The organism is Streptomyces odonnellii, assembly GCF_000981895.1.
Classification (GTDB): Bacteria; Actinomycetota; Actinomycetes; order Streptomycetales; family Streptomycetaceae; genus Streptomyces; species Streptomyces odonnellii.
Genome location: NZ_LATD01000200.1, coordinates 1 through 19,842 on the forward strand (window position 1 = coordinate 1; position 19,842 = coordinate 19,842).

Below are 19,842 nucleotides of genomic sequence, written 5' to 3' on the forward strand. Positions count from 1 at the left end.
GGACAAGGCGTTGAGGGACGGGGAGCCCGGGGGCGGGAGATGGGGGCTCCGGCTGGCGCTCTCCGATGTCCATGGCATCAGCGAGGCGGAGACGGCCAGGATCGAGGCGGGACAGCCCTACTCCTCGCTGCTGGACTTCTGGCAGCGAGCCAGGCCGTCCCGGCCCGTCGCGGAACGGCTCGCGCAGGTGGGCGCGCTGGACCGGTTCGGCGCCAACCGGCGCGATCTGCTGCTGCATCTCGCCGAACTGCACGGAGCGCAGCGGAGATCCGGCGCCTACGGCGATCAGCTTCCGCTCGGCGGAGGGCGGCGGACCGCCGGCGCGGGGCTGCCCGACCTCGACGGAACGGAACGCCTCAGCGCCGAGCTGGGCGTCCTCGGCATGGATGTCTCCCGCCATCTGATGGAGGACCACTACGCGTTCCTGAAGGAGCTGGGGGCGGTGTCGGCCAAGCGGCTGCGGGACGTACCGCACGGCAGGACCGTCCTGGTCGCGGGCGCCAAGGCGGCGACCCAGACCCCGCCGGTACGCTCCGGCCAGCGGGTCATCTTCACCACACTGGACGACGGTACGGGCCTGGTCGACCTGGCCTTCTTCGGCGACAGCCAGGAGGCGTGCGCGCACACCGTCTTCCACTCCTGGCTGCTGCTGGTACGGGGAGTGGTGCAGCGGCGCGGTCCGCGCAGCCTGAGTGTGGTGGGCGCGGCGGCCTGGGATCTGGCGGAGCTGGTGGAGCTGCGGCGGGAAGGGGGCCTGGACGCGGTCGCCGCCGCGCTGGACGCGCCGCGGCCGGACCGGGACACCGCCCCGGCCGACTCGGGCCGGCGCATCCAGCTTCCCACGGGCTACGCGATGAACCCCTGGGCCGACCTCAAGCCGCCCGGCGAGGGCCTGCCCACCGGACGGAAGCTGTGGCACTCCAGCCCGGGGAGCGCGGGATGATCCTCTGCGTACGGCTCCGGCGCGGGCGCACGCTTTCGGCCGGACCGGAGCTGGCGGGACTGCTCGGGCTGATCGAGGACATCAGCCCGGTCGCCCAGGCCCTGCCACCGGACACCGCGCTCGTCGATGTGCGGGGCGCGGAACGGTACTTCGGGCAGGACGCCACCGGGATCGCCGCCCTGCTGCGGGTACGGGCACTCGCGCACCTCGGGGCCGGGTGCGCGATCGGGGTGGCCGCCACCCCGATGCTGGCGCGGATGGCCGCGCGCGACGCCGAGCCGGGGACGACGCTGGTGGTGGCCGACGACAAGCGCGCGGTCGAACGGTTCCTGGGCCCCAGACCGGTCACCGACCTGCCAGGCACCGGCGCCGCGACGGCCCGCGCGCTCCGCTCGTACGGCATCACCACCATCGGCGGGGCCGCCGCCGTACCGCTGTCGACGCTCCAGCGGATCGCCGGGGTGCGCGCCGGGCGCGAACTGTACGAGAAGGCGCACGGCGTGGACCGTACAAAGGTCGCCCCGAACGCCGCCGCGCGTTCCCTCACCGCCGAACGGACCTTTGCCCGCGACGAGTTGGACCGGACACTGCACCGGCGCGCGCTGCTCTCGATCACCGAGGAACTGGGCGCCCGGCTGCGCGACACGGCCCAGGTGTGCCGCTCCCTGACCCTCACCGTCCGGTACGCGGACCACTCCGCCACCACCCGCACCCGCACCCTCCCCGAACCGACCGCCCACTCCCCGTCCCTCACCGCCACCGTCTACCGGACGCACGAGTCGCTCGCCCTGCAACGGGCCCGGGTGCGGGCCCTCTCCGTACGGGCGGAGGCCCTGCTCCCGTCCGAACATGCCACCCGCCAGCTCTCGTTGGACCCGGTGGACGACCGGGCCCGGCGGATCGAGGCGGTCACCGATCTGGCCCGCGCGAAGTTCGGTCCGGGAGCGATCGTGCCGGGCCCGCTGGCCGCGTAGCGGAACAACGCCCGTATCCCGCGGGTCCGTTGGAGCGCGGCGCATGGAGCGTGGCGCATGGAGCGTGGCGCATGGAGCGCGGCGCATGGAGTGCCGCGCACGGAGCGCCGCGCATTTTTTACTGACGCGTAACTTCCCTTCTCCGACCTACTCGTGCGTAACTTTTGGCAGCGCCACCATTTTTGTGGTCCGGGCCACAGGGCTGACAGACATCGCCATTTCCCTTGAGCCGCAAGGAGATCGCACGATGCTGCCCTGGAAACGCGCGCTCGGATCTCTGGGCGCGCTGCTGCTGGCCACCACGCTTCTGGTCGCCCCGGCCGCCGCTGCCGACACCCCCGCTCCCGCCCCCACATCCGTTTCCGCTTCCGCCGCCGCCGCTTCGAGCCGTGGATGGAACGACTACTCCTGCAAGCCTTCCGCCGCCCATCCCCGGCCGGTCGTTCTTGTCCATGGGACCTTCGCGAACGCCATCGACAACTGGCTCGGGCTCGCCCCGTATCTGGTGGACCGGGGCTACTGCGTCTTCTCGCTCGACCATGGGCAGCTCCCCGGCGTACCGCTGTTCCACGGGCTGGGGCCCATCGACGCCTCGGCCGGGCAGCTCGCCGTCTATGTCGACAGGGTGCTCGCGGCCACCGGGGCCGCGGAGGTCGATATCGTCGGGCACTCGCAGGGCGGCATGATGCCGCGTCACTATCTGAAGTTCCTCGGGGGCGCGGCGAAGGTGAACGCGCTGGTCGGTATCGCCCCCAGCAATCACGGCACCACCCTGCTCGGGCTGACGGGGCTGCTGCGGTACTTCCCCGGTATCGAGGACCTGCTGACCGAGAAGACGCCCGCGCTCGCCGACCAGGTGGCCGGGTCGCCCTTTCTCACCCGGCTCAACGCGGGCGGGGACACGGTGCCGGGTGTGCGCTACACCGTGATCGCCACGCGGTACGACGAGGTGGTCACTCCGTACCGGACACAGTTCCTGTCCGGTCCCGATGTGCGCAATGTGCTGCTCCAGGACCTGTGCCCGGTGGACTTCTCCGAGCACGCGGCGATCGGGCTGATCGACCGGGTCGCCTTCCACGAGGTGGCCAACGCGCTCGACCCGGCGCGGGCGACACCGACCACCTGTGCGTCGGTGTTCGACTGACGGGGGTCTTCCGCTCCCGGGGGGTGGGTGTGCCCGGGAGCGGAAGACGCTTTGAGCCCGCGGGGGAAGAGGCCAGGGTTCGGAGCAGGTCAGCGGCCGTGCCTGGCGGACGGTACGGCCCTGCGCCTGGCCGAGGCGAACAGGACGGCGGCGCCGATGGCGAGGGTCGCCGAACCGCCGATCGCGAGATACGGGGTGACACCGGAGCCGCCGGTCTCGGCGAGGTTCTGCTGCCCTTCGGCGGACTGGGCGGCCGACTGTACGTCCGCGGGCTGCCCACCGCCGGACTGTGCCGCCGGGGCACCGGCCGACGCGGCGGCGGGCTGCGCCTCGGGAGTGCCGGTGGCGGTGTCGTCGCCGTAGCTGTCGGTGTCGGTGTTGTCAGCGGTGCCGGGGGTGGCGGCGCTGTCAGTGGTGTCGGTGGCTTCGGTGTGTTCGCCGGTGTCACCGTGACCGTTGTGTTCGACCGTCGACTTGCCCGCGCCTGCCGCGATCTCCTTGTCGGTGGGCGCCGAGGCCGTCGGGGCCGGGACCGCCGGAGCGCTGCCGCCCGCACCGCCGTTGTCCGCCCCGAACACCACGTCCGAGCAGGTGTAGAACGCCTCGGGACTGTCCGAGCGCTGCCAGATCGAGTAGATGAGATGGCGGCCCGACTTGTTCGGCACGATCCCGCCGAAGACGTACGCGCCGTTCTCCAGCTTCGGGTCCGTGACCTTGAGGAAGGGCTTCGGCTCCAGATCCGACCACCTCAGCGGCCTGGCCGGGTCGTAGCCGTTCTTGGTGAGATACAGCTCGAAGGAACCCTTGTGCGGCGCGGTGGCCTTGTAGCGGAAGGTCCTGTTGCCCGCGGTCATCGGGGACGAGGGCCAGTCGCCGCGCGCCAGATCGAGCCCCTTGTACTTGTCCCGGCCCGCGCTGCACAGCTTTCCGTTCGGGATCAACTGCTTGTGATTCCCAGCCGCGTTGGGGATGTTGACCTCGTTCCAGTCGTACAGCGCCTGCGTACCGCCCGCCGCGACCGCCGCCTTGCACGCCGCCGACCGCGGGCTCTCCGGGCCCTCGGCATAACAGGCGGCGACCCGGCTGACCGGATCCGTCAGCGACCCATGAGCGGCGGCCGGCGTGGCGGTGAGCCCGGCCGACGCGAGCGGAACGAGACCGAGGGCGACGATCCCGGCGGCCGTACGGCGAGCGGTCATGGGCAGGTTCTCCTTAGGAGCGGCACGGGCGGAATCCGCCGGGGCGGCGGACGACCTCCCCGTCGAACGCCGCCCCGGCGATCAGCAAGCTAGCCGCTCGGAACTCCGGAATCCGCTGCTCGGACGGGGTGCGGTCAATCCTTATGGCGCCGTTAAGGCAAGCCTAAGAGTCGGCTCAGGAAGGCACCTGAGGGCGGCTGGAGGCGGCGTCCGAAAGCCCTGCGGGCGTTGACCGCCGCCGGGCGGGCTCGGGTAGGGTGGCCGTCGCCAGCAGTGAGCTGTGCACGGACCCACCGAAGGAGGCGAGACCCATCACCGCTGTATCAGGTCGGGCGCTCCCCCTTCTCGGCCGTGCGGTCCATCAGGCATAGGTGACCGCCGGGAGTGCCCATCGGCATTCCGAAAGGCTCCCCATGTCAGCTTCCGCGTCGACTCCCTCGACCCCCTCGACTCCCTCGTCCGAGTCGTCCCCTTCATCTCCCTCGTCCCTTTCGTCCCCCTCGTCTTCCTCGTCGGCTGCCGCCCCGTCCGGCGTGGTCGCCAGGCTCCGCGCCGCCGGATGTGTCTTCGCCGAGGACGAGGCGTGTCTGCTCGTCTCCGCCGCCCGTTCCGCGGCCGAACTCACCGCGATGGTGGACCGGCGGGTGGCCGGTCTGCCCCTTGAACATGTGCTCGGCTGGGCGGAGTTCAGCGGTCTGCGGATCGCCGTGGACCCGGGGGTCTTCGTGCCCCGCCGCCGTACCGAGTTCCTGGTACGGCGGGCCGCCGCGCTCGCCCGGCCGGGCGCCGTCGTGCTCGATCTGTGCTGCGGCTCCGGCGCGCTGGGCGCGGCGCTGGCCGCGGCCCTGGGCCGGGCCGAGCTGTACGCTGCCGACATCGACCCGGCCGCGGTGCGCTGCGCCCGGCGCAATGTCGCCGCCGCCGGAGGCCGGGTGTACGAGGGCGATCTGTACGAGCCGCTGCCCGCCGCGCTGCGGGGCCGGGTGGACGTCCTGCTCGCCAACGTCCCGTACGTACCGACCGAGGAGGTCGGGCTGCTGCCCCCGGAGGCCCGCATACACGAGGCGCGCGTGGCGCTCGACGGGGGCGCGGACGGGCTCGACGTCCTGCGCCGGGTGGCGGCGGAGGCGCCCGGCTGGCTGGCACCGGGAGGCTCGCTGCTGGTCGAGACGAGCGAGCGCCAGGCGGCCCTGGCGGTGGAGACGCTGGCGTCCGCCGGCCTCACCCCGCGCGTGTCCCGCTCCGAGGAGCTTTACGCCACGGTGATCACCGGCACACGACCGCCGGGCCGTACGGCCTGACCCGGGCCGTGCTCTGTGGGACCGACGCCGTACCGGCCTCCGCGTAACGCCGGTCCCATGGGCCACGGCGGTGTACGACTCGGTCGGTCGCCCGGTGCGAGACCGACCGGGCGTACGGTCCGATCCGCACCGCACGCGGGGGCGCCGGCGCCGTACCGGCCCCCGCGCAACTCCGGTCCCACGGGCTACGACGGTGTACGGCCCGGGCGGTCGCCCGGTGCGAGACCGAGTGGGCGTACGGTCCGATCCGCACCGCACGCGGGGGCGCCGGCGCCGCACCGGCCCCCGCACAACGCCGGTCCCATGGGTCACGACGGTGTGCGGCCCGGGCGGTCGCCGGTACGAGACCGACCGGGCGTACGACCCGATCCGCACCGCACGCGGGGGCGCCGGCGCCGCACCGGCCCCCGCACAACGCCGGCCCCCGCGTAACGCCCGCCCCCGCGTCGCGCTCAGCCCGTCCAGCGGTAGCGGCGTTCCGGGCGGCCCGTGCCGCCGTAGCGGAGGGAGATCTCCGCCCGGCCCGTTTCCGCGAAGTACTCCAGATAGCGCCGGGCGCTCACCCGGGACAGCGCCCCCGCGTCCGCGCACTCCGTCGCCGACAGCCCGTCCTTGTGCTCGCGCAGAATCCCCTCCACCAGATCCGCCGTGTGCGCGGCCAGCCCCTTGGGCAGACCGCGGCTGCCCGGCGGACGCGTACCGAAGATACGGTCCACGTCCTCCTGGCGCGCCTCGCCCAGCCCGGCGAGACGCGTCCGCAGGGACGCGATGTGCCGCAACTGCTCCTGGAGTGCCGTCTGGCTGAAGGGCTTGATCAGATAGTGCAGCGCGCCCGCGCGCAGCGCCGCCCGGATCACCCCCGCGTCCCGCGCCGCCGTGATGAACAGCGCGTCGACGGCGGTACGGCCCCGGTCCCGCACCTCCGCCGCCCGCAGCTCGCGCAGCACCGCGATCCCGTCCATATCGGGCAGATAGATGTCGAGCAGCACCAGATCGGGCGCCAGCCGCTCGGCCGCGCGCAGCGCCTCGGCGCCGCTGTGCGCCACCCCGACGACCGTAAACCCGTCCATCGCGGACACATAGCGGCTGTGCAGCTTGGCGACCATGAAGTCGTCGTCCACCACCAGCACTTTCGTCACGGCGACACGCTAGGCCGCGACCGCAATGACCACAACGTCCGTTGATTCCGGAAGCGAGACAGCTTGTTAACGCACAGGCAACATGTGGCCCACTTCACAAGCTTTCCGAAAGGCGGCAGACGTGCGATTGCGCACCCCTCTGGCCCTGCTCGGGTCGGCGCTGCTGGTGCTGGTGGGGCCGCCGTTGCTCACCTCGGGCAGTGGCGCCGACACCGGTACGCAGATCCCCGGCCTGCGTTTCATGGTCCCCAACACCCCCGGCGGCGGGTACGACATCACGGCCCGCACCCTGGCCAAGAACGCCGAGGACGCGGAACTCACCCACAACATCGAGGTGTTCAACCTGCCCGGCGCGGGCGGCACCGTCGGTCTGGCCCGGCTCGTCGGTGAGCACGGCAACGGCAAGCTCGCCATGTCGATGGGCCTCGGTGTGGTCGGTGCCGTCCACACCAACAAGTCACCCAAGACCCTCGCCGACGCCACCCCGATCGCCCGGATCACGGAGGAGTCCGACATCGTCGTCGTCGGCAAGAACTCCCCGTACAAGACCATCGGCGATCTGATCGAGGCCTGGCGGGCCGATCCCGCCAAGGTGCCGGTCGGCGGCGGCTCCTCGCCCGGCGGGCCCGACCATCTCGCCCCCATGCTGATGGCGGAGGCCGCCGGGATCGCTCCGAAGACCGTCAACTACATCCCGTTCGACGGCGGCGGCGAACTCCTCGCCTCCATCCTCGGCGAGAAGGTCGCCTTCGGGGTCTCCGGCCTCGGTGAATACCGCGACCAGATCGAGGCCGGTGAACTGCGGCTCCTCGCGGTCACCGCACCCGAGCGGATACCCGGCCTCGACGCCCCCACCCTCCGCGAGTCCGGTCTCGACACCGACTTCACCAACTGGCGCGGCATCGTGGCACCGCCCGGCCTCTCCGACGCCGAGCGCACCAAACTCCTGGCCTTCTTCGACGAGTTGCACGACTCGTCCCAGTGGCGGGAGTCCCTCAAGAAGAACGGCTGGACCGACGCGTACCTGCCCGGCGAGAAGTTCGGGGACTTCCTCGCCGAGGAGGACCAGCGCGTGGGCTCCGTCCTGAAGGAGCTGGGACTGTGAACGCGGAGACAGAAACGCCGGCCACCGCTCAGGCGGCGGCGGGAACACCGGAGCCCGGCCCCCGCCGGTCCTGGCTGCGCGAGCACTCCGAACTCGGCGTCAGCCTGCTGCTGCTCGCCCTCGGCATCCTCGTCCTCACCGACGCCCTCACCATGAGCGTCGACATCACCCAGCGCGGCCCCGTCGGCCCCAGGACCGTACCGCTCGTCGTCGGCGCCGGCCTGCTCGTCGTCGCCGTCCTGCTCACCCTCGACGTTCTGCGCGGCGGGCGCGGCGAGGCGGAGGGCGGCGAGGACATCGACCTCAGCGAGCCCAGCGACTGGCGTACGGTCCTGCTCCTCGCCGGGGTCTTCCTCGCCAACGCCGTCCTCATCGGCCCCCTCGGCTTCCCCATCTCCGGCGCCCTGCTCTTCTGGGGCTCGGCGTACGCGCTCGGCAGCCGCCACTACGACCGCGACCCGCTGATCGCCGCGGTCCTCTCCCTCGTCACCTACTTCGTCTTCGACAACCTGCTCGGTGTCCCCCTCCCCGGTGGCCCGCTGATGGGGGTGCTGTAACCGATGGACTCCCTCAACTCCCTCCTGGACGGCTTCGGTACGGCGCTCACGCCGATGAATCTGCTCTGGGCCGCGATCGGTGTGCTGCTCGGCACGGCGATCGGTGTCCTGCCCGGGATCGGCCCCGCGATGGCGGTGGCCCTGCTGCTCCCGGTGACGTACGGACTCGAACCGACCGGCGCGTTCATCATGTTCGCCGGTATCTACTACGGCGCGATGTTCGGCGGCTCCACCACCTCGATCCTGCTCAACACCCCCGGCGAGAGCGCGGCGGTGGTGGCCGCGATCGAAGGCAATCCGATGGCCAAGGCGGGGCGTGGCGCGCAGGCGCTGGCCGCCGCCGCGGGCGGGCACTTCGCCGGCGGCATGATCGGCACCATCCTGCTGGTGGTCCTCGCCCCGACCGTCGCCTCGCTCGCCGTGGACATCGGCGCGCCCGACTACTTCGCGATCATGGTGCTGGCGTTCATCGCCGTCACCTCCGTCCTCGGCTCGTCCCGGATCCGCGGGCTCGCCTCGCTGCTCATCGGTCTCACCCTCGGTCTGGTCGGACTGGACCAGATGACCGGTCAGCAGCGGCTCACCTTCGGTTCGCTCCAACTCGCCGACGGCATCGACGTGGTGATCGTCGCGGTCGGGCTCTTCGCGATCGGCGAGGCCCTCTGGGTCGCCGCCCATCTGCGCCGCTCCACCGGCGAGGCGATCCCGGTGGGCCGGCCGTGGCTGGGCAGTAAGGACATCCGGCGCACCTGGCGGCCGTGGCTGCGCGGGCCGCTCATCGGCTTCCCGTTCGGCGCGATCCCGGCGGGCGGCGCGGAGATCCCCACCTTCCTCTCGTACGTCACCGAGAAGCGGCTCTCCAAGCACAAGGACGAGTTCGGCAAGGGTGCCATCGAGGGGGTGGCGGGGCCCGAGTCGGCCGCGTCCGCCTCGGCGGCGGGCACGCTGGTGTCGATGCTGACGCTCGGGCTGCCCACGACGGCCGTCGCCGCGGTGATGCTGGCCGCGTTCCAGCAGTACGGCATCCAGCCGGGGCCGCTGCTCTTCGAACGTGAACCCGAGCTGGTCTGGGGCCTCATCGCCTCGCTCTTCGTCGGCATGCTGCTGCTCCTCGCGCTCAACCTGCCGCTGGCGCCGGTCTGGGCGAAGCTGCTGCGGGTCCCGCGGCCCTATCTCTACGCGGGGATCCTCTTCTTCGCGGCCGTCGGCGCGTACGCGGTCGGCGGTGAGGCGCTGGACCTGGTGATCCTGCTGATCATCGGCCTGATCGGGTTCGGGATGCGGCGCTACGGACTGCCGGTGCTGCCGGCCGTGATCGGCGTCATCCTGGGCCCGGCCGCCGAACAACAGCTCCGCCGCGCGCTCCAGATCAGCGACGGCAGCGTGACCGGCCTGGTCAACACGCCGTTCTCGGTGGCGGTCTACGCGGTGATCGTCCTGCTGCTGATCTGGCCGGCCATCCGGAAACTGATCGCCACGCGCCGGAACCGCACCGCCTCGGCATAGGCCCTGCCCGCCCGCATGGCCCGAGCCGGGTGCCCCGCCCTTCCCCATGATGCTGTTGGCGAATTCGGGGGCCGTGCGTGACGTCGGCCTTCAAGACCTGGTTGTGGTCTTGAAGGCCGACGTTGTCGTATGGGGTGGGTGCGGATGTTGATGCAGCCGGTGGGGTCTGGGGAGATCCCGGCGGAGACGGTGCGGGTGGCGCGGGCCGCGTTCCCGAAGGGGAGCCTGGCGATCCGGGTCCGTGACGAACTGGGGCCACTGTTCACGGACGAGGAGTTCATGGACCTGTTCTCGTCACGAGGGCGGCCTGCTTGGTCACCGGGGCGCCTTGCACTGGTGCTGGTGCTGCAGTTCGTCGAGGGACTGACCGACCGGCAGGCCGCGGAAGCCGTCCGGGCCCGGATCGATTTCAAGTACGCACTCGGACTCCGTCTGGACGATCCGGGCTTCGACTTCTCCGTCCTCTCGGAGTTCAGGCACCGGCTGGTCCAGGCCGACGCCGGACAGCGGATGTTGGACGGCATCCTCGCCTCGGCCCGGGACAGGGGGCTGCTCACCGGCAGAGGCAAGGCCCGCACCGACTCCACGCACGTGCTGTCGGCAGCGCGGGAGCTGTGCTGGCTGGAGATGGTCTCCGAAACTCTGCGCTCGGCCCTGAACGCGCTTGCCGCCGCCGCTCCCGACTGGCTGGCCGAGGTCGCCGAGCCGGACTGGTTCCGGCACTACGCCACCCGCGCCAAGGACTCACGGTTCCCCAAGACTCCGGCCAAGCGGGACGAGATCGGCCGGCGGATCGGAACCGACGGGATGCGACTGCTGGAGGCCGTCACCTCGCCCGGTGCACCCGCCGCACTGCGGGCAGTGCCGGAGGTGGAAGTCTTGCGGCAGATGTGGGTCCAGCACTTCCACCTGGTCGAAGGCGAGGTGCTGCGGCGGGACCCAAAAGACCGGCCGCCGGGCGCGATGCGCCTGGTCACTCCCTATGACATCGAGGCGCGTGGGAGCGTGAAGCGCGACACTCTCTGGGACGGATACAAGGTCCACCTCACCGAGACCTGCGGGGCCGACACGCCGGACCTGATCACGAACGTCGCCACCACCGATGCCACGGTCAGCGACTTCGACCTGGTCCCGGCCGTCCACGCCGCTCTCGCCGAGCGCCGGCTGCTTCCCGATGAGCACCTGGTCGACACCGGCTACGTCACCGCCCGCCACATCGTTGCCGCCCGGCGCGACCACAACGTGGAGCTGACAGGGCCGATGATGCCCGGCACCGGCTGGCAGAACCGGGCCGGAGCCTCCGGGAACAGCTTTCCCGTCGGCGCGTTCAGCATCGACTGGGACCGCCAGACGGTCACCTGCCCCGGCGGGAAGAACAGCACCCGCTGGGCGAGGGAACCCGTCCGGGACAAGGTCGAAATCCGGGTGCAGTTCTCGCAGACCGACTGCGGACCCTGCCAGGTCAAGGACTCATGCACCCGCGGACCGCGCCGCAAGCTGACCTTCCAGGACCGGGACATCCATGAGGTCCTGCACCAACGCCGGGCCGAGCAGGAGACCGATGCGTGGAAAGAGCGCTACAAACTCCGCGCCGGCGTCGAAGGCACCATCTCCCAGGCCGTGAACCGATGCGGCCTGCGCAGATCCCGCTACCGCGGGCTCGCCAAAACCAGCCTCCAGCACCAGCTCACCGGAGCAGCGATCAACCTCGCCCGCATCGACGCCCACCTCACCGGCACCCCACGAGCCCGCACCCGAACCAGCCACTTCGCAGCACTTCGCCCCGCCAATCTGACGACCAGCGGGGCGAAGCAGACGACCCCGAATTCGCCAACAGCATCCCCCATGGGGGCGGGGCACCCGGCTCGTACGGTCGTTGTCATTGAACATGTGAGACCCCGAACGCTGTGTACCGGCCGCCTACGCCTTCGCCGGGCTCGGTGACCCGCGTAGCGCCAGGGCCGCTGCCGCGCTCGCTGCCAACGCGCTCCGTACGGCCTGCATGCTGCACCCTGTACGGCTGCTCACCGCGTTGCGCGCCCCCGAGTCCGCACCCGCGCTCACCCTGGAACGGCTGCTCGCCCCCCGACGAGCCGCGCTGGCATGTGGCGCTGGCCTGTGTCGAGGGGCTGAGGCGGCTCGGGGACGGCAGGCCACATGCCGTACTGCAAGCCGTTCGGGATCACGCTCCGACTGAGCGCCGCCAAAGACGCGCTCAACGCCCTCACGTACGCAGTTCGGATGCTGAGCCCCACCGCCTCGAACGGCTCCGCCACGCCGTCACGAATCCCGCCTTCGTGTAGAAGTGGCGCGCGCGTGCGTTGCCCGCGAGGACCCACAGCAGCAGGGAAGTTCGGCTGAGTACTAGCATTGTGCCGAAGTCCGCACACTCGGAAAATCACCTTCTGGAGATCCACTGTGGATGATAAAAACCCATCGCGTTTCGGGTCACCGCCATCAGACGCTCAACTTGGTCCGCTTCCTTCTCGGTCCACTGTTGGCTTGAGGGCTCAATTTATTATGCAACCACTATTTATTGTGCCCTACCTTCTCCTGATCGCCGCAGTCCTGGCTATCGGGTTCTTCGGCGGTGGCTCGGTGGGTAGTGGTGGAGAACTCGCTTTCCCGAAGGAATATTTCCTCAGCCTTCGGCGCTACCGTCTTGAGCGAAAAGGTACATCCACGGACTGGGCGGCTTGGGCGCGACATGCCATCTCCGAGGCAACGGCCAAAGTCGAGGCGCGCCAACCACGAAAGGACGGAAAGAATTACGGGACGGAGAGACGGCCAGAGGTCCGCCTGAAGGTGAGGGACTATCGTGGCGTAGGCGCGGGCGCCGTCGGTGCCATGGCATCGGAGCGAGGTTGGGCTATCGATTGGAACCGATCACCTAAGCCGAATCGCTTCCTCGTGTTGGTTTGGGCTGACGTGAAATAACTCAGTGCTGGCTTTGCGCGGGTCGACGTGGTCGCGAGAACGCACGCTTTTGATCCGGGGCGATGGGCGCCGTTCCTTTGCGGAAGCGCTGCCGTTGCCTGAGGGCGAGTTGGGGCCGATGTAGTCAAGTCAGCGGTCCGATCGGCTGCGGATTCGGCGATCTCCCCGGCCCTGCGCAGCCTGGCAGCGTTCCACCTGGTCAGCCAATCAGTTACAGGACGGCACGTTGGTGCCACCGCCGGGCGGCGGTGTGGGACGACCAGGCCCCGTGTTCTGGCTCTTCCGTGCCCTGCTGCCGTAGCGGTGCCCGGGCGCCGGGCGTGGTTGTGAATATGGACGGTTGGCTCCAGATTCGGTCCTCGGTGGAACTGGATGGCTTCGTTCCCAGCGCTGTTATTACATGCGGCGCGGGCACAGGATCGCGGGACGCCCCAGCAAGAACGCCCCGCGACCACCATGCGCCAGCTGCACTTTCTGCCACCAGCCGTTGATCAGCGAAAATCTAAAAGTCCCGCTGGAGTGCTAGCGATCACGCAGTCCAACCAGGGAACGGGGCATACCCCGATGCACCGTCCCCCTCTGGTCAGCGTTTAGTTGTCGTAGTCCTTGAAGGCACCGGCAATTCCGGGGATGGCCCCTGCGATCGTATAGATCGGGTGGTACGCCATGCCCCCTTGCCATGCCTCGGCTTGCCAGGGACTTGGCGCACGCATAGGCTCACGCCATCGTGAAAGCTGACCAAATTTTGCATATCGGATTGCGCTACCTACACCAGCGGTGCCCGCAGTGAAGATGCCATCGTGTACGTTGGCTCGCCATGAATTAGACCAACCATCTTCGGCTATCCGCTGTTGAGCGCGAATGGCGTAGGCGCCGGCTTGCAAAGCCGTACAAGACACCCACCCAACAGCCGGAACGAGACATCCTACTGTCGCCACCACGGACGCTATCATTCCGCGATTCTCAGCCACGAAACGACCTGTAGTCTTGGCGGCGCTTACGACGGAATCCTTGGCCGCGCTAGTAGCGGCCCCCCAGTTGCCCTTCTTTATGTTGCCCCAGATGCCGTCCTTCTTGCGGCGTTCTGCATCGGCCTTCGCTTTGGCGGCCTTGGCCTGTGCGGCTTCCTCGGCCTGTACGGCACGCCTCGCGGCGGCTTGGGCTGCTGCGACCTGTGCGGACTTCTTGCCCGTGGTGGTGATGGCTTTGCCGTTGGTGCCGATGTAGGCGCCGAGTTCGTAGCGGTTTCCGGTGGAGGCGTGAGTGACGTAGCGGGTGGGGTTGTTCTTGCTCGTGCCGGTACCGCCGATGGGGTATCCGTTGCCGCAGAGGTCCGCAGGGCAGAGGCCGGTGGGGTCGGACTGGGTGACCGGGTTGTTGTGGGCGTAGCTGTAGGCGTTCATCTGGGCGGGGCTGTCGACGTCGATGACGGGATCGACGGACAGGAAGCGGCCCAGGGCGGGGTCGTATTCGCGGGCCCCGAGGTGGGTGAGGCCGGTGGAGTCGTTGGTCCCTCCGACGAAACCGCGGGTGCCGGGGAACTGGTCGCTCTGTTCGGAGCGTATCTGCCCGAAGGGGAGCTGCTTGCGGCGGGTGATGGCGAGGGTGGTCATGCCGACCGCGACCATCGCGGTGCCCTGGTGGTCGGGGAGGAGGAAGGAGAAACCGTTGCTGGTGCGCACGGCGACGGTCTCGTCCCCGTGGGTGTAGTAGCGGACTGCCTCCTTGGTGCCCGCGCCGGTGACTTTGAGTTCGTTGCCGCCGGGCAGGGTGAGTGTCTGGCTTCCGTCGGCGTCCTTGGTGATCATGCGGTTGCCGTCGGCGTCATAGAGATAGCTGGTGGCCTTGCCGGCCTCGGTCAGAGTGGCGAGATGGCCTTCGGCATCCCATGTCAGGTCCTGCGTCCGGGAACCGATGACGCGCTTCTTGGTGTTGCCGGCCGCGTCGTACTGGAACGCGCTGGTGGTGCCGTTCTGCGGGCCTCCGCTGACGCTGGCCTGCTGGACGGCGTGCGGGAGGTCCGCCGTGGGCTGGGGGTGGGTGTACGTGGTGGTGGCGTCCGAGCCCGCCAGGGCGCCGGTACCGTGTTCGACGAGCTGGGTGCGGTTGCCGAGGCTGTCGTAACGGTAGGTCTGCCAGTAGGCGTCCGGCCCACCGACCGTGGAGGACGACGGGGCCGAGGTGCAGTCGGTCTTGGCGGTCCATGCCTCGCTCAGCCGGCCCAGGAGGTCGGGTGTGAAACACTGGGTGTCCACGGTCCTCGCCGTGTCCTGGCCGCTGGCGGTGGTGACGCCGGTGATGTTGCCCGCAGGATCGTAGGCGTAGGCGGTGTCGTCTATCCGCTGCGGGGCGAGGTCCCGGTCGGTGGTCTGCCGGGTCATGCGGCCGGTGTGCTCGTCGTAGACCTGGGACTTGTAGACCTTCTTGCCGAGCGTTCCGTACTCGGTGCGCACCGGGCGCGAGAACACATCGTACGACGTTGAGTTGACCAGGGGGATGGAGCCGGCGGTGGTGAGCAGGGGCAGGTTGCCCTCGCCGTAGACGGTGGTCTGCCGTTCGCTCGGCAGGTCACCGACGGCCGGATGCCTGATCCATTCCCGCAGGCCGGTGTACGTGTTGTAGCCGAAGGTCCAGGTGTACGTGCCCGCGAGCGCCCCGGCCTGGGCAGGGACGGTGACAGTGCTGGACGTGGGCTCGTAGTTGTCGTTGTACGAATCCGTGGCCGTGCGGTACTCGACGCCGTCGATATAGCGGCTGCTGCTGGTGAGCTGGCCCTTGGCGACGGTGTCGTACGTCCATTCCGCCAGCACGGTGCTGCCCTGCTTGGTCCTCGTCTCGCGGCCGAGAACGTCGTACTCGGTGGTGAGAGTGATGCCGCGGGCATCGGTCGTCGAGATCGGCTGCCCGAGGTTGTTGTAGCGCGTGGTCGACCCGCCCTTGTCGGGATCATCGACCGCCACCTTCTGGCCCCGGCTGTCGAAGCTGTATGTCCAGGTGTTGCCCGCCGGGTCGGTGACCGTGTCCGGCTCGCTGTACTTGCCGTAGGTGTACGCCGTCTTCTGGGAAGTGGTGCGTTCGGCGTTGGTGTATTCGAGGCGCTCCGTGGTCCTGCCGCGGGCATCGGTGACGACGGTGGTGGCGGTGCCGCCCTTGGGCGGGATCACTGTGGTGCGGTCACCGTCGTAGACGCTGCTGGTGCGCCACTTCTCGTCGCCGAAGGCCCGGGAGATTGCCGCGGTGACCCGGCCGGCACCGTCATAGATGTTCTCGATGGCAGCGGGGACCTTGTTGTCGGAGCCACTCACGAGGGAGGCCGAGGGAGCCCCCGTCGCGTAGTAGGACGCGTAGGACTTCCAGGTGAATCCCCGGGTGTCGTACAGCGTCTCCGTGACGACCCTGTCCTGGGTGCCGATGGCGGGTGCCTGGGTTTCGCGTTCGCGGAGCAGACCGTCGTAGAGCGTGTACGACGTCGCGTACGAGCCGTCGTACTGCAGCGTCTTGGTGGCCACGGCATTGGCGGCGGTCTTGGAGATGGTGTACGTGAACTCGGCCGACGGCTGAGTGGCGTGGTCCGCCTTGGCCCAGCCGGGATTCCACACCTTCAGTACCCGGCCGAGTCCGTCGTAGACGGCGTCGGTCCGCTTACCGTTGGTATCCACGTTGGCTGTCGCGACACCGCGCGCGGGGTCGTACTCCACCGTCTCTGTGAGACCGAGAGGCCGGGTCTCGGTCTTGGACGTCGGGGATTCGACGGTAGTCGGTACGTATGTGGTGGTGGTTGTGTTGTTGTCCGCGTCGGTGTCGGTCAGCTCACGCCCGTGCTGGTCATAGGTGTACGTGCCGGTCGTCAGGTAACCGGTTCCTTCCGCGTCCTGTTCGTCCAGACGCGTCTGGTCGCCCTTGGTCGGCGGAGTGGTGAGGCTGGTTGCGTTGTCGTAGTAATACCGCGCCACCGAGATCAGGTCGGCCGGCAGTGACGGTGTGGTGCCGCAGGGTTTGGCGACCGTCCTGATCTCGGATGCGAGGGTCAGGAGATTTGTATCTGTGTTGCGGGCGTAGCTGGTGGTGGTGCATTCCTCGTCGCCGGTCTTGGCGGTGTCGCCGAGCCGGGACTCGCTGACGACCTGGCCGTAGGCGTCGAAGGAACGGTCCGTTTTCGTGGTCCGCCAGCCGGAGCCGACGGCGGTACGGGTCTTCTCCGAGGCGATTCCGGTGGCGTAGGACTTGACCGCCGGCAGCCCTTCCGGCCGGGACTCGGTCGCGGTGGCCGCGGACATCCACGGTTCGTAGCTGGTCGCGGTGATCAGCTTGCCACCGTCTCCGTCGAACGTCGCCTCTTCCCGGGTCATTCCGGCGAAGACCTCACGGTCGGTGACGGCGACGCCTTCCTGGTCCTTGACCTGGGCGCCGTCTATACCGCGGAAGTAGCGGTACTCCTTGAGGGTCCGCTTGTCAGCGCCGGCGCCGGTACGGACCTGGAGGCGTCCATAGCCCTTGCGGTCGTCGTACGTGAGGTGTTTGGCGTCGGTGAACTCGTCGTCCTTGGACTTGGCCCAGGCCAGACCGTCGAGGTAGGAGTAATCGGTCTGCTTGACCGGGGCGCCGCCGGTGTTGTCCGACTCCAGGACCTGGGTGACCACGTAGGAGTGGAACCAGTCGAGGTACGGCTCGTAGTCCGCGGCGGGCGCGTCCGGCGGAGACCATTTGACCGGGTAGCAACGGCGGGTGTTCGAAGCGGGAGAGGGTACATCGCCGGCTTTGCAGTCGGCAGCCGAATAGGTGACGCCGATCGTGCCACCGGTCTCGGTATCGATGCCGTAGACGCGGTAGCGCACCAGCGGAGGCACCGGGTCGGCGTCACCGCCGGTGGTGGCTCCTTCGACACGGTTGGCCAGTTGCTGTCCCTTGAAGGTGACCGAGGGCATCGTGACGTCGCCGGTACCGGTGTGGCCGGTGTGGGTGACCGACTTCAGCCACAGTGCGGGGTCGGTCCCGTCACCGGTGGAGGGAAAGTCGTGGGCCAGCTTCCAGGTGTCGACCGGCTTGTAGACGCCTCCGGTGAGCACCGAGGTGTCGATCTGTGTCAGTCGCTTGCGGGTCCAGTACGAGGGCGAGTAGCGGTCCTTGCACTCGGTGCCGGAGGCGCAGTACTGGTCGAACGGCACATCCGGCCAGTTCCCCGCGTGAGCGCTGTCGAAGGTGGTGCACTCGCTCAGGCAGCGTTCGGAGACGGTGAAGTCGACCTTGCCAGCGGCCTGTTTGCCGTACATGGTGTTGGACCGCAGGCCGTAGTCGATGCGCTTGAGGTAGCCGCCCCGGGTGTACTCCGTCGCGGTGGAGGCGCCGGTGGTGTCGTTGACGGCACGGCCGTAGAAGTTGGTTTCCTTCTCCCAGTAGTAGGCCATGGCGTCGGAGTGCGGGTCCACGACATAGTCGAGGTTCCAGCGCCAGGCCTGTTGGCACCACGAGTCCTTGAACGCGTCGGCATGGCACGGCTCGCCGGACTGGTTGCCGAAGACCGGAACGGTCCAGGTGGAGTTGGTTTCCGCCTTGCCCTCCGCCCAGCCCGGCAGCCGGTTGTAGCCGAAGTAGTAGCGGGTGCCGTCGGGAGTCGTCACACGCCAGTATTCGCCGTTGTCGTCTCCATTGCCCCGGTTGGAACTCGTGAGCTTGACGGCCTTGGTGCCGTCGTCACCCTCCAGTCGCCACTCGCCGTCGGGGTCGTCCTTGACTGAGTCGTCCTTGACGAGGACGGCGGTTTTTCCGCCCAGGTTCAGGACAGCGTTGTCCTTCTTCCAGCACTGGTCACCGACCTTGCCAGTGGCGTTGCTGTCCTTGGTGTCTTCGGTGCAGGGAATGTAGCGCCGCTCGATGTAGCCGGGCTCCATGGACCAGCCGTCACCGATCCAGTTGGCCTGGTTGTTGGTGGCCGCTGTGCGGCCGTCCACCGCCTGCGAGGAGTACGCCAGCGAGACGTCCGGCGCCGCCCCGCCCGGGACCTCGGGGACATCGATGTCGTACGTCCAGGAGAACCCGCCGTTGCTGCCCCCGGCCGACCACGAGGCGGACGGTGCCAGCGGCGAGGCGGTGAAGTCACCGGACGCGCCGGACGCAGACGCGGTCACAGCCAGAAGCACCGCTCCTTGACCGGCTGCCAGGCCCGTGACTGAACGTACTGAAGCGGGAGATTTGGCGACCGGGGTGCTGTTCCCCAGGTCGGTGGAAGAGGCGGCGGCCAGGGAGACTGGTGCCGACACAGTCCCGCGTTCCGCGTCATTGACCGTCCGGAGAACCGTGCCCGTACCGCAGCCCTTGATTCCCGGGGTCGTCAACGCGCAGTCCGGCAGCTGCTGCACAGTCAGACGTGATGCCCAGCCACCACCGAAGGACCGCCGGAAACTGTTGTAGTCGACCTCCACATCGAGCTGCCCCTGCCCGCCCTCCAGGGGCCTGACGGCCAGAAGAACACCGTCAACACCGAGCGCCGACGCGGCCTTCCGGTCCAGCACCTGGACCTGCGCCCGCGCAGGGCCTGTCGACGTGGCGCTCTTGGCTCCCGTCCGGCTCAACCTGACGGGGAGAGAACCCGCGCGGCCCTTGGCCTTGCCGGAGCGCGGAACGTCCATCTGCGTAGTGCCCGCTGCCGGCCAGGCCCGGGAGCGCGTGCCTTCCGGGGTGTTCCGCCGTGTCTGGTCCGGCCGGGAGATCTCGTGTTCCGTGACCGCGGAAGTGGGAACGGGGTCGGGCTTCTTGACCTTCAGCAGCTCCAGTTCGGCTGCCGCGGCGACCGGGCCGCCCAGGAGTCCGGCCACCAGATAGGCCACCAGGGACACCGCTATCCAGCGCACGGCCCGTACGCGTCTGTTGGTCGAGCGTATGGAACGGCGACGTGTCTTTGCCCGCGAACCGGACACCGATTCCCCCCATGAAAAGTTCACAGAAATGAAGATCGAAGGGACCTTAGCAGCATGGAATGGGGTAGCAGAAGGCCCCTCCGTAGTGCAGCTTTCACCTTCAACTGGACGAGATCCGCGCAC

10 protein-coding genes and 2 pseudogenes are annotated in these 19,842 nt (G+C 69.2%); 9 read left to right on the plus strand and 3 right to left on the minus strand.

The features are described 5' to 3' along the window. The 3 genes from WH07_RS19310 to WH07_RS19320 all read left to right on the plus strand — a co-directional run. The coding region (locus WH07_RS19310) for a helix-hairpin-helix domain-containing protein (protein WP_046501392.1) at positions 1 to 943 on the plus strand (943 nt) is incomplete at its 5' end. After that, entirely contained in the window at positions 940 to 1,917 is a 978-nt protein-coding gene (locus WH07_RS19315) for a DNA polymerase Y family protein (protein WP_046501427.1), read from the plus strand. The genes WH07_RS19310 and WH07_RS19315, both read left to right, overlap by 4 nt. A 247-nt stretch (positions 1,918 to 2,164) precedes the next feature. Next, positions 2,165 to 3,061 carry an esterase/lipase family protein gene (locus WH07_RS19320; RefSeq protein WP_046501393.1) on the plus strand — a complete coding sequence of 299 codons (897 nt, stop codon included), beginning with the start codon at positions 2,165 to 2,167 and terminating at the stop codon, positions 3,059 to 3,061. Positions 3,062 to 3,150: 89 nt separating this feature from the next. Here WH07_RS19320 and WH07_RS19325 read toward each other — a convergent pair whose 3' ends face one another. Continuing rightward, a complete protein-coding gene (locus tag WH07_RS19325) occupies positions 3,151 to 4,260 on the minus strand; it encodes a lytic polysaccharide monooxygenase (RefSeq protein ID WP_046501395.1) in 1,110 nt (369 codons plus the stop codon). 413 nt (positions 4,261 to 4,673) lie between these two features. Between WH07_RS19325 and WH07_RS19330 the strand changes: the two genes are divergently transcribed. After that, entirely contained in the window at positions 4,674 to 5,561 is an 888-nt protein-coding gene (locus WH07_RS19330; protein ID WP_079023360.1) for a putative protein N(5)-glutamine methyltransferase, read from the plus strand. 452 nt (positions 5,562 to 6,013) lie between these two features. Here the strand turns inward: WH07_RS19330 and WH07_RS19335 are convergent, their stop codons facing one another. Then, a complete protein-coding gene (locus tag WH07_RS19335) occupies positions 6,014 to 6,691 on the minus strand; it encodes a response regulator (protein ID WP_046501398.1) in 678 nt (225 codons plus the stop codon). Between the two features lie 130 nt (positions 6,692 to 6,821). On the opposite strand from WH07_RS19335, the gene WH07_RS19340 reads away from it, so the two are divergent. The 5 genes and pseudogenes from WH07_RS19340 to WH07_RS41255 all read left to right on the plus strand — a co-directional run. Then, a complete protein-coding gene (locus WH07_RS19340) occupies positions 6,822 to 7,805 on the plus strand; it encodes a Bug family tripartite tricarboxylate transporter substrate binding protein (protein ID WP_046501399.1) in 984 nt (327 codons plus the stop codon). Continuing rightward, complete coding sequence (locus tag WH07_RS19345; RefSeq protein ID WP_046501401.1) at positions 7,802 to 8,362, plus strand: tripartite tricarboxylate transporter TctB family protein; 561 nt, start codon at positions 7,802 to 7,804, stop codon at positions 8,360 to 8,362. The genes WH07_RS19340 and WH07_RS19345 overlap by 4 nt, the downstream gene beginning before the upstream one ends. A gap of 3 nt (positions 8,363 to 8,365) precedes the next feature. Further along, complete coding sequence (locus tag WH07_RS19350) at positions 8,366 to 9,868, plus strand: tripartite tricarboxylate transporter permease (RefSeq protein WP_046501402.1); 1,503 nt, start codon at positions 8,366 to 8,368, stop codon at positions 9,866 to 9,868. Positions 9,869 to 10,012: 144 nt separating this feature from the next. After that, a pseudogene (locus WH07_RS19355) lies at positions 10,013 to 11,689 on the plus strand (IS1182 family transposase); the annotation flags it as partial. Between the two features lie 73 nt (positions 11,690 to 11,762). Further along, positions 11,763 to 12,229, plus strand: a pseudogene (locus WH07_RS41255) (hypothetical protein); the annotation flags it as partial. A 1,166-nt stretch (positions 12,230 to 13,395) separates the two neighbouring features. Here WH07_RS41255 and WH07_RS19365 read toward each other — a convergent pair. Beyond that, positions 13,396 to 19,653: an RHS repeat domain-containing protein gene (locus WH07_RS19365; protein WP_232788967.1), complete on the minus strand. Its 6,258-nt coding sequence runs from the start codon at positions 19,651 to 19,653 to the stop codon at positions 13,396 to 13,398. Between the last annotated feature and the right edge of the window lie 189 nt (positions 19,654 to 19,842).

Coding starts and splice junctions, on each gene's coding strand:
- WH07_RS19315 (WP_046501427.1), top strand. CDS start 940: ATGATCCTCTGCGTACGGCTCCGGCGCGGGCGCACGCTTTCGGCCGGA.
- WH07_RS19320 (WP_046501393.1), top strand. CDS start 2,165: ATGCTGCCCTGGAAACGCGCGCTCGGATCTCTGGGCGCGCTGCTGCTG.
- WH07_RS19325 (WP_046501395.1), bottom strand. CDS start 4,260: ATGACCGCTCGCCGTACGGCCGCCGGGATCGTCGCCCTCGGTCTCGTT.
- WH07_RS19330 (WP_079023360.1), top strand. CDS start 4,674: ATGTCAGCTTCCGCGTCGACTCCCTCGACCCCCTCGACTCCCTCGTCC.
- WH07_RS19350 (WP_046501402.1), top strand. CDS start 8,366: ATGGACTCCCTCAACTCCCTCCTGGACGGCTTCGGTACGGCGCTCACG.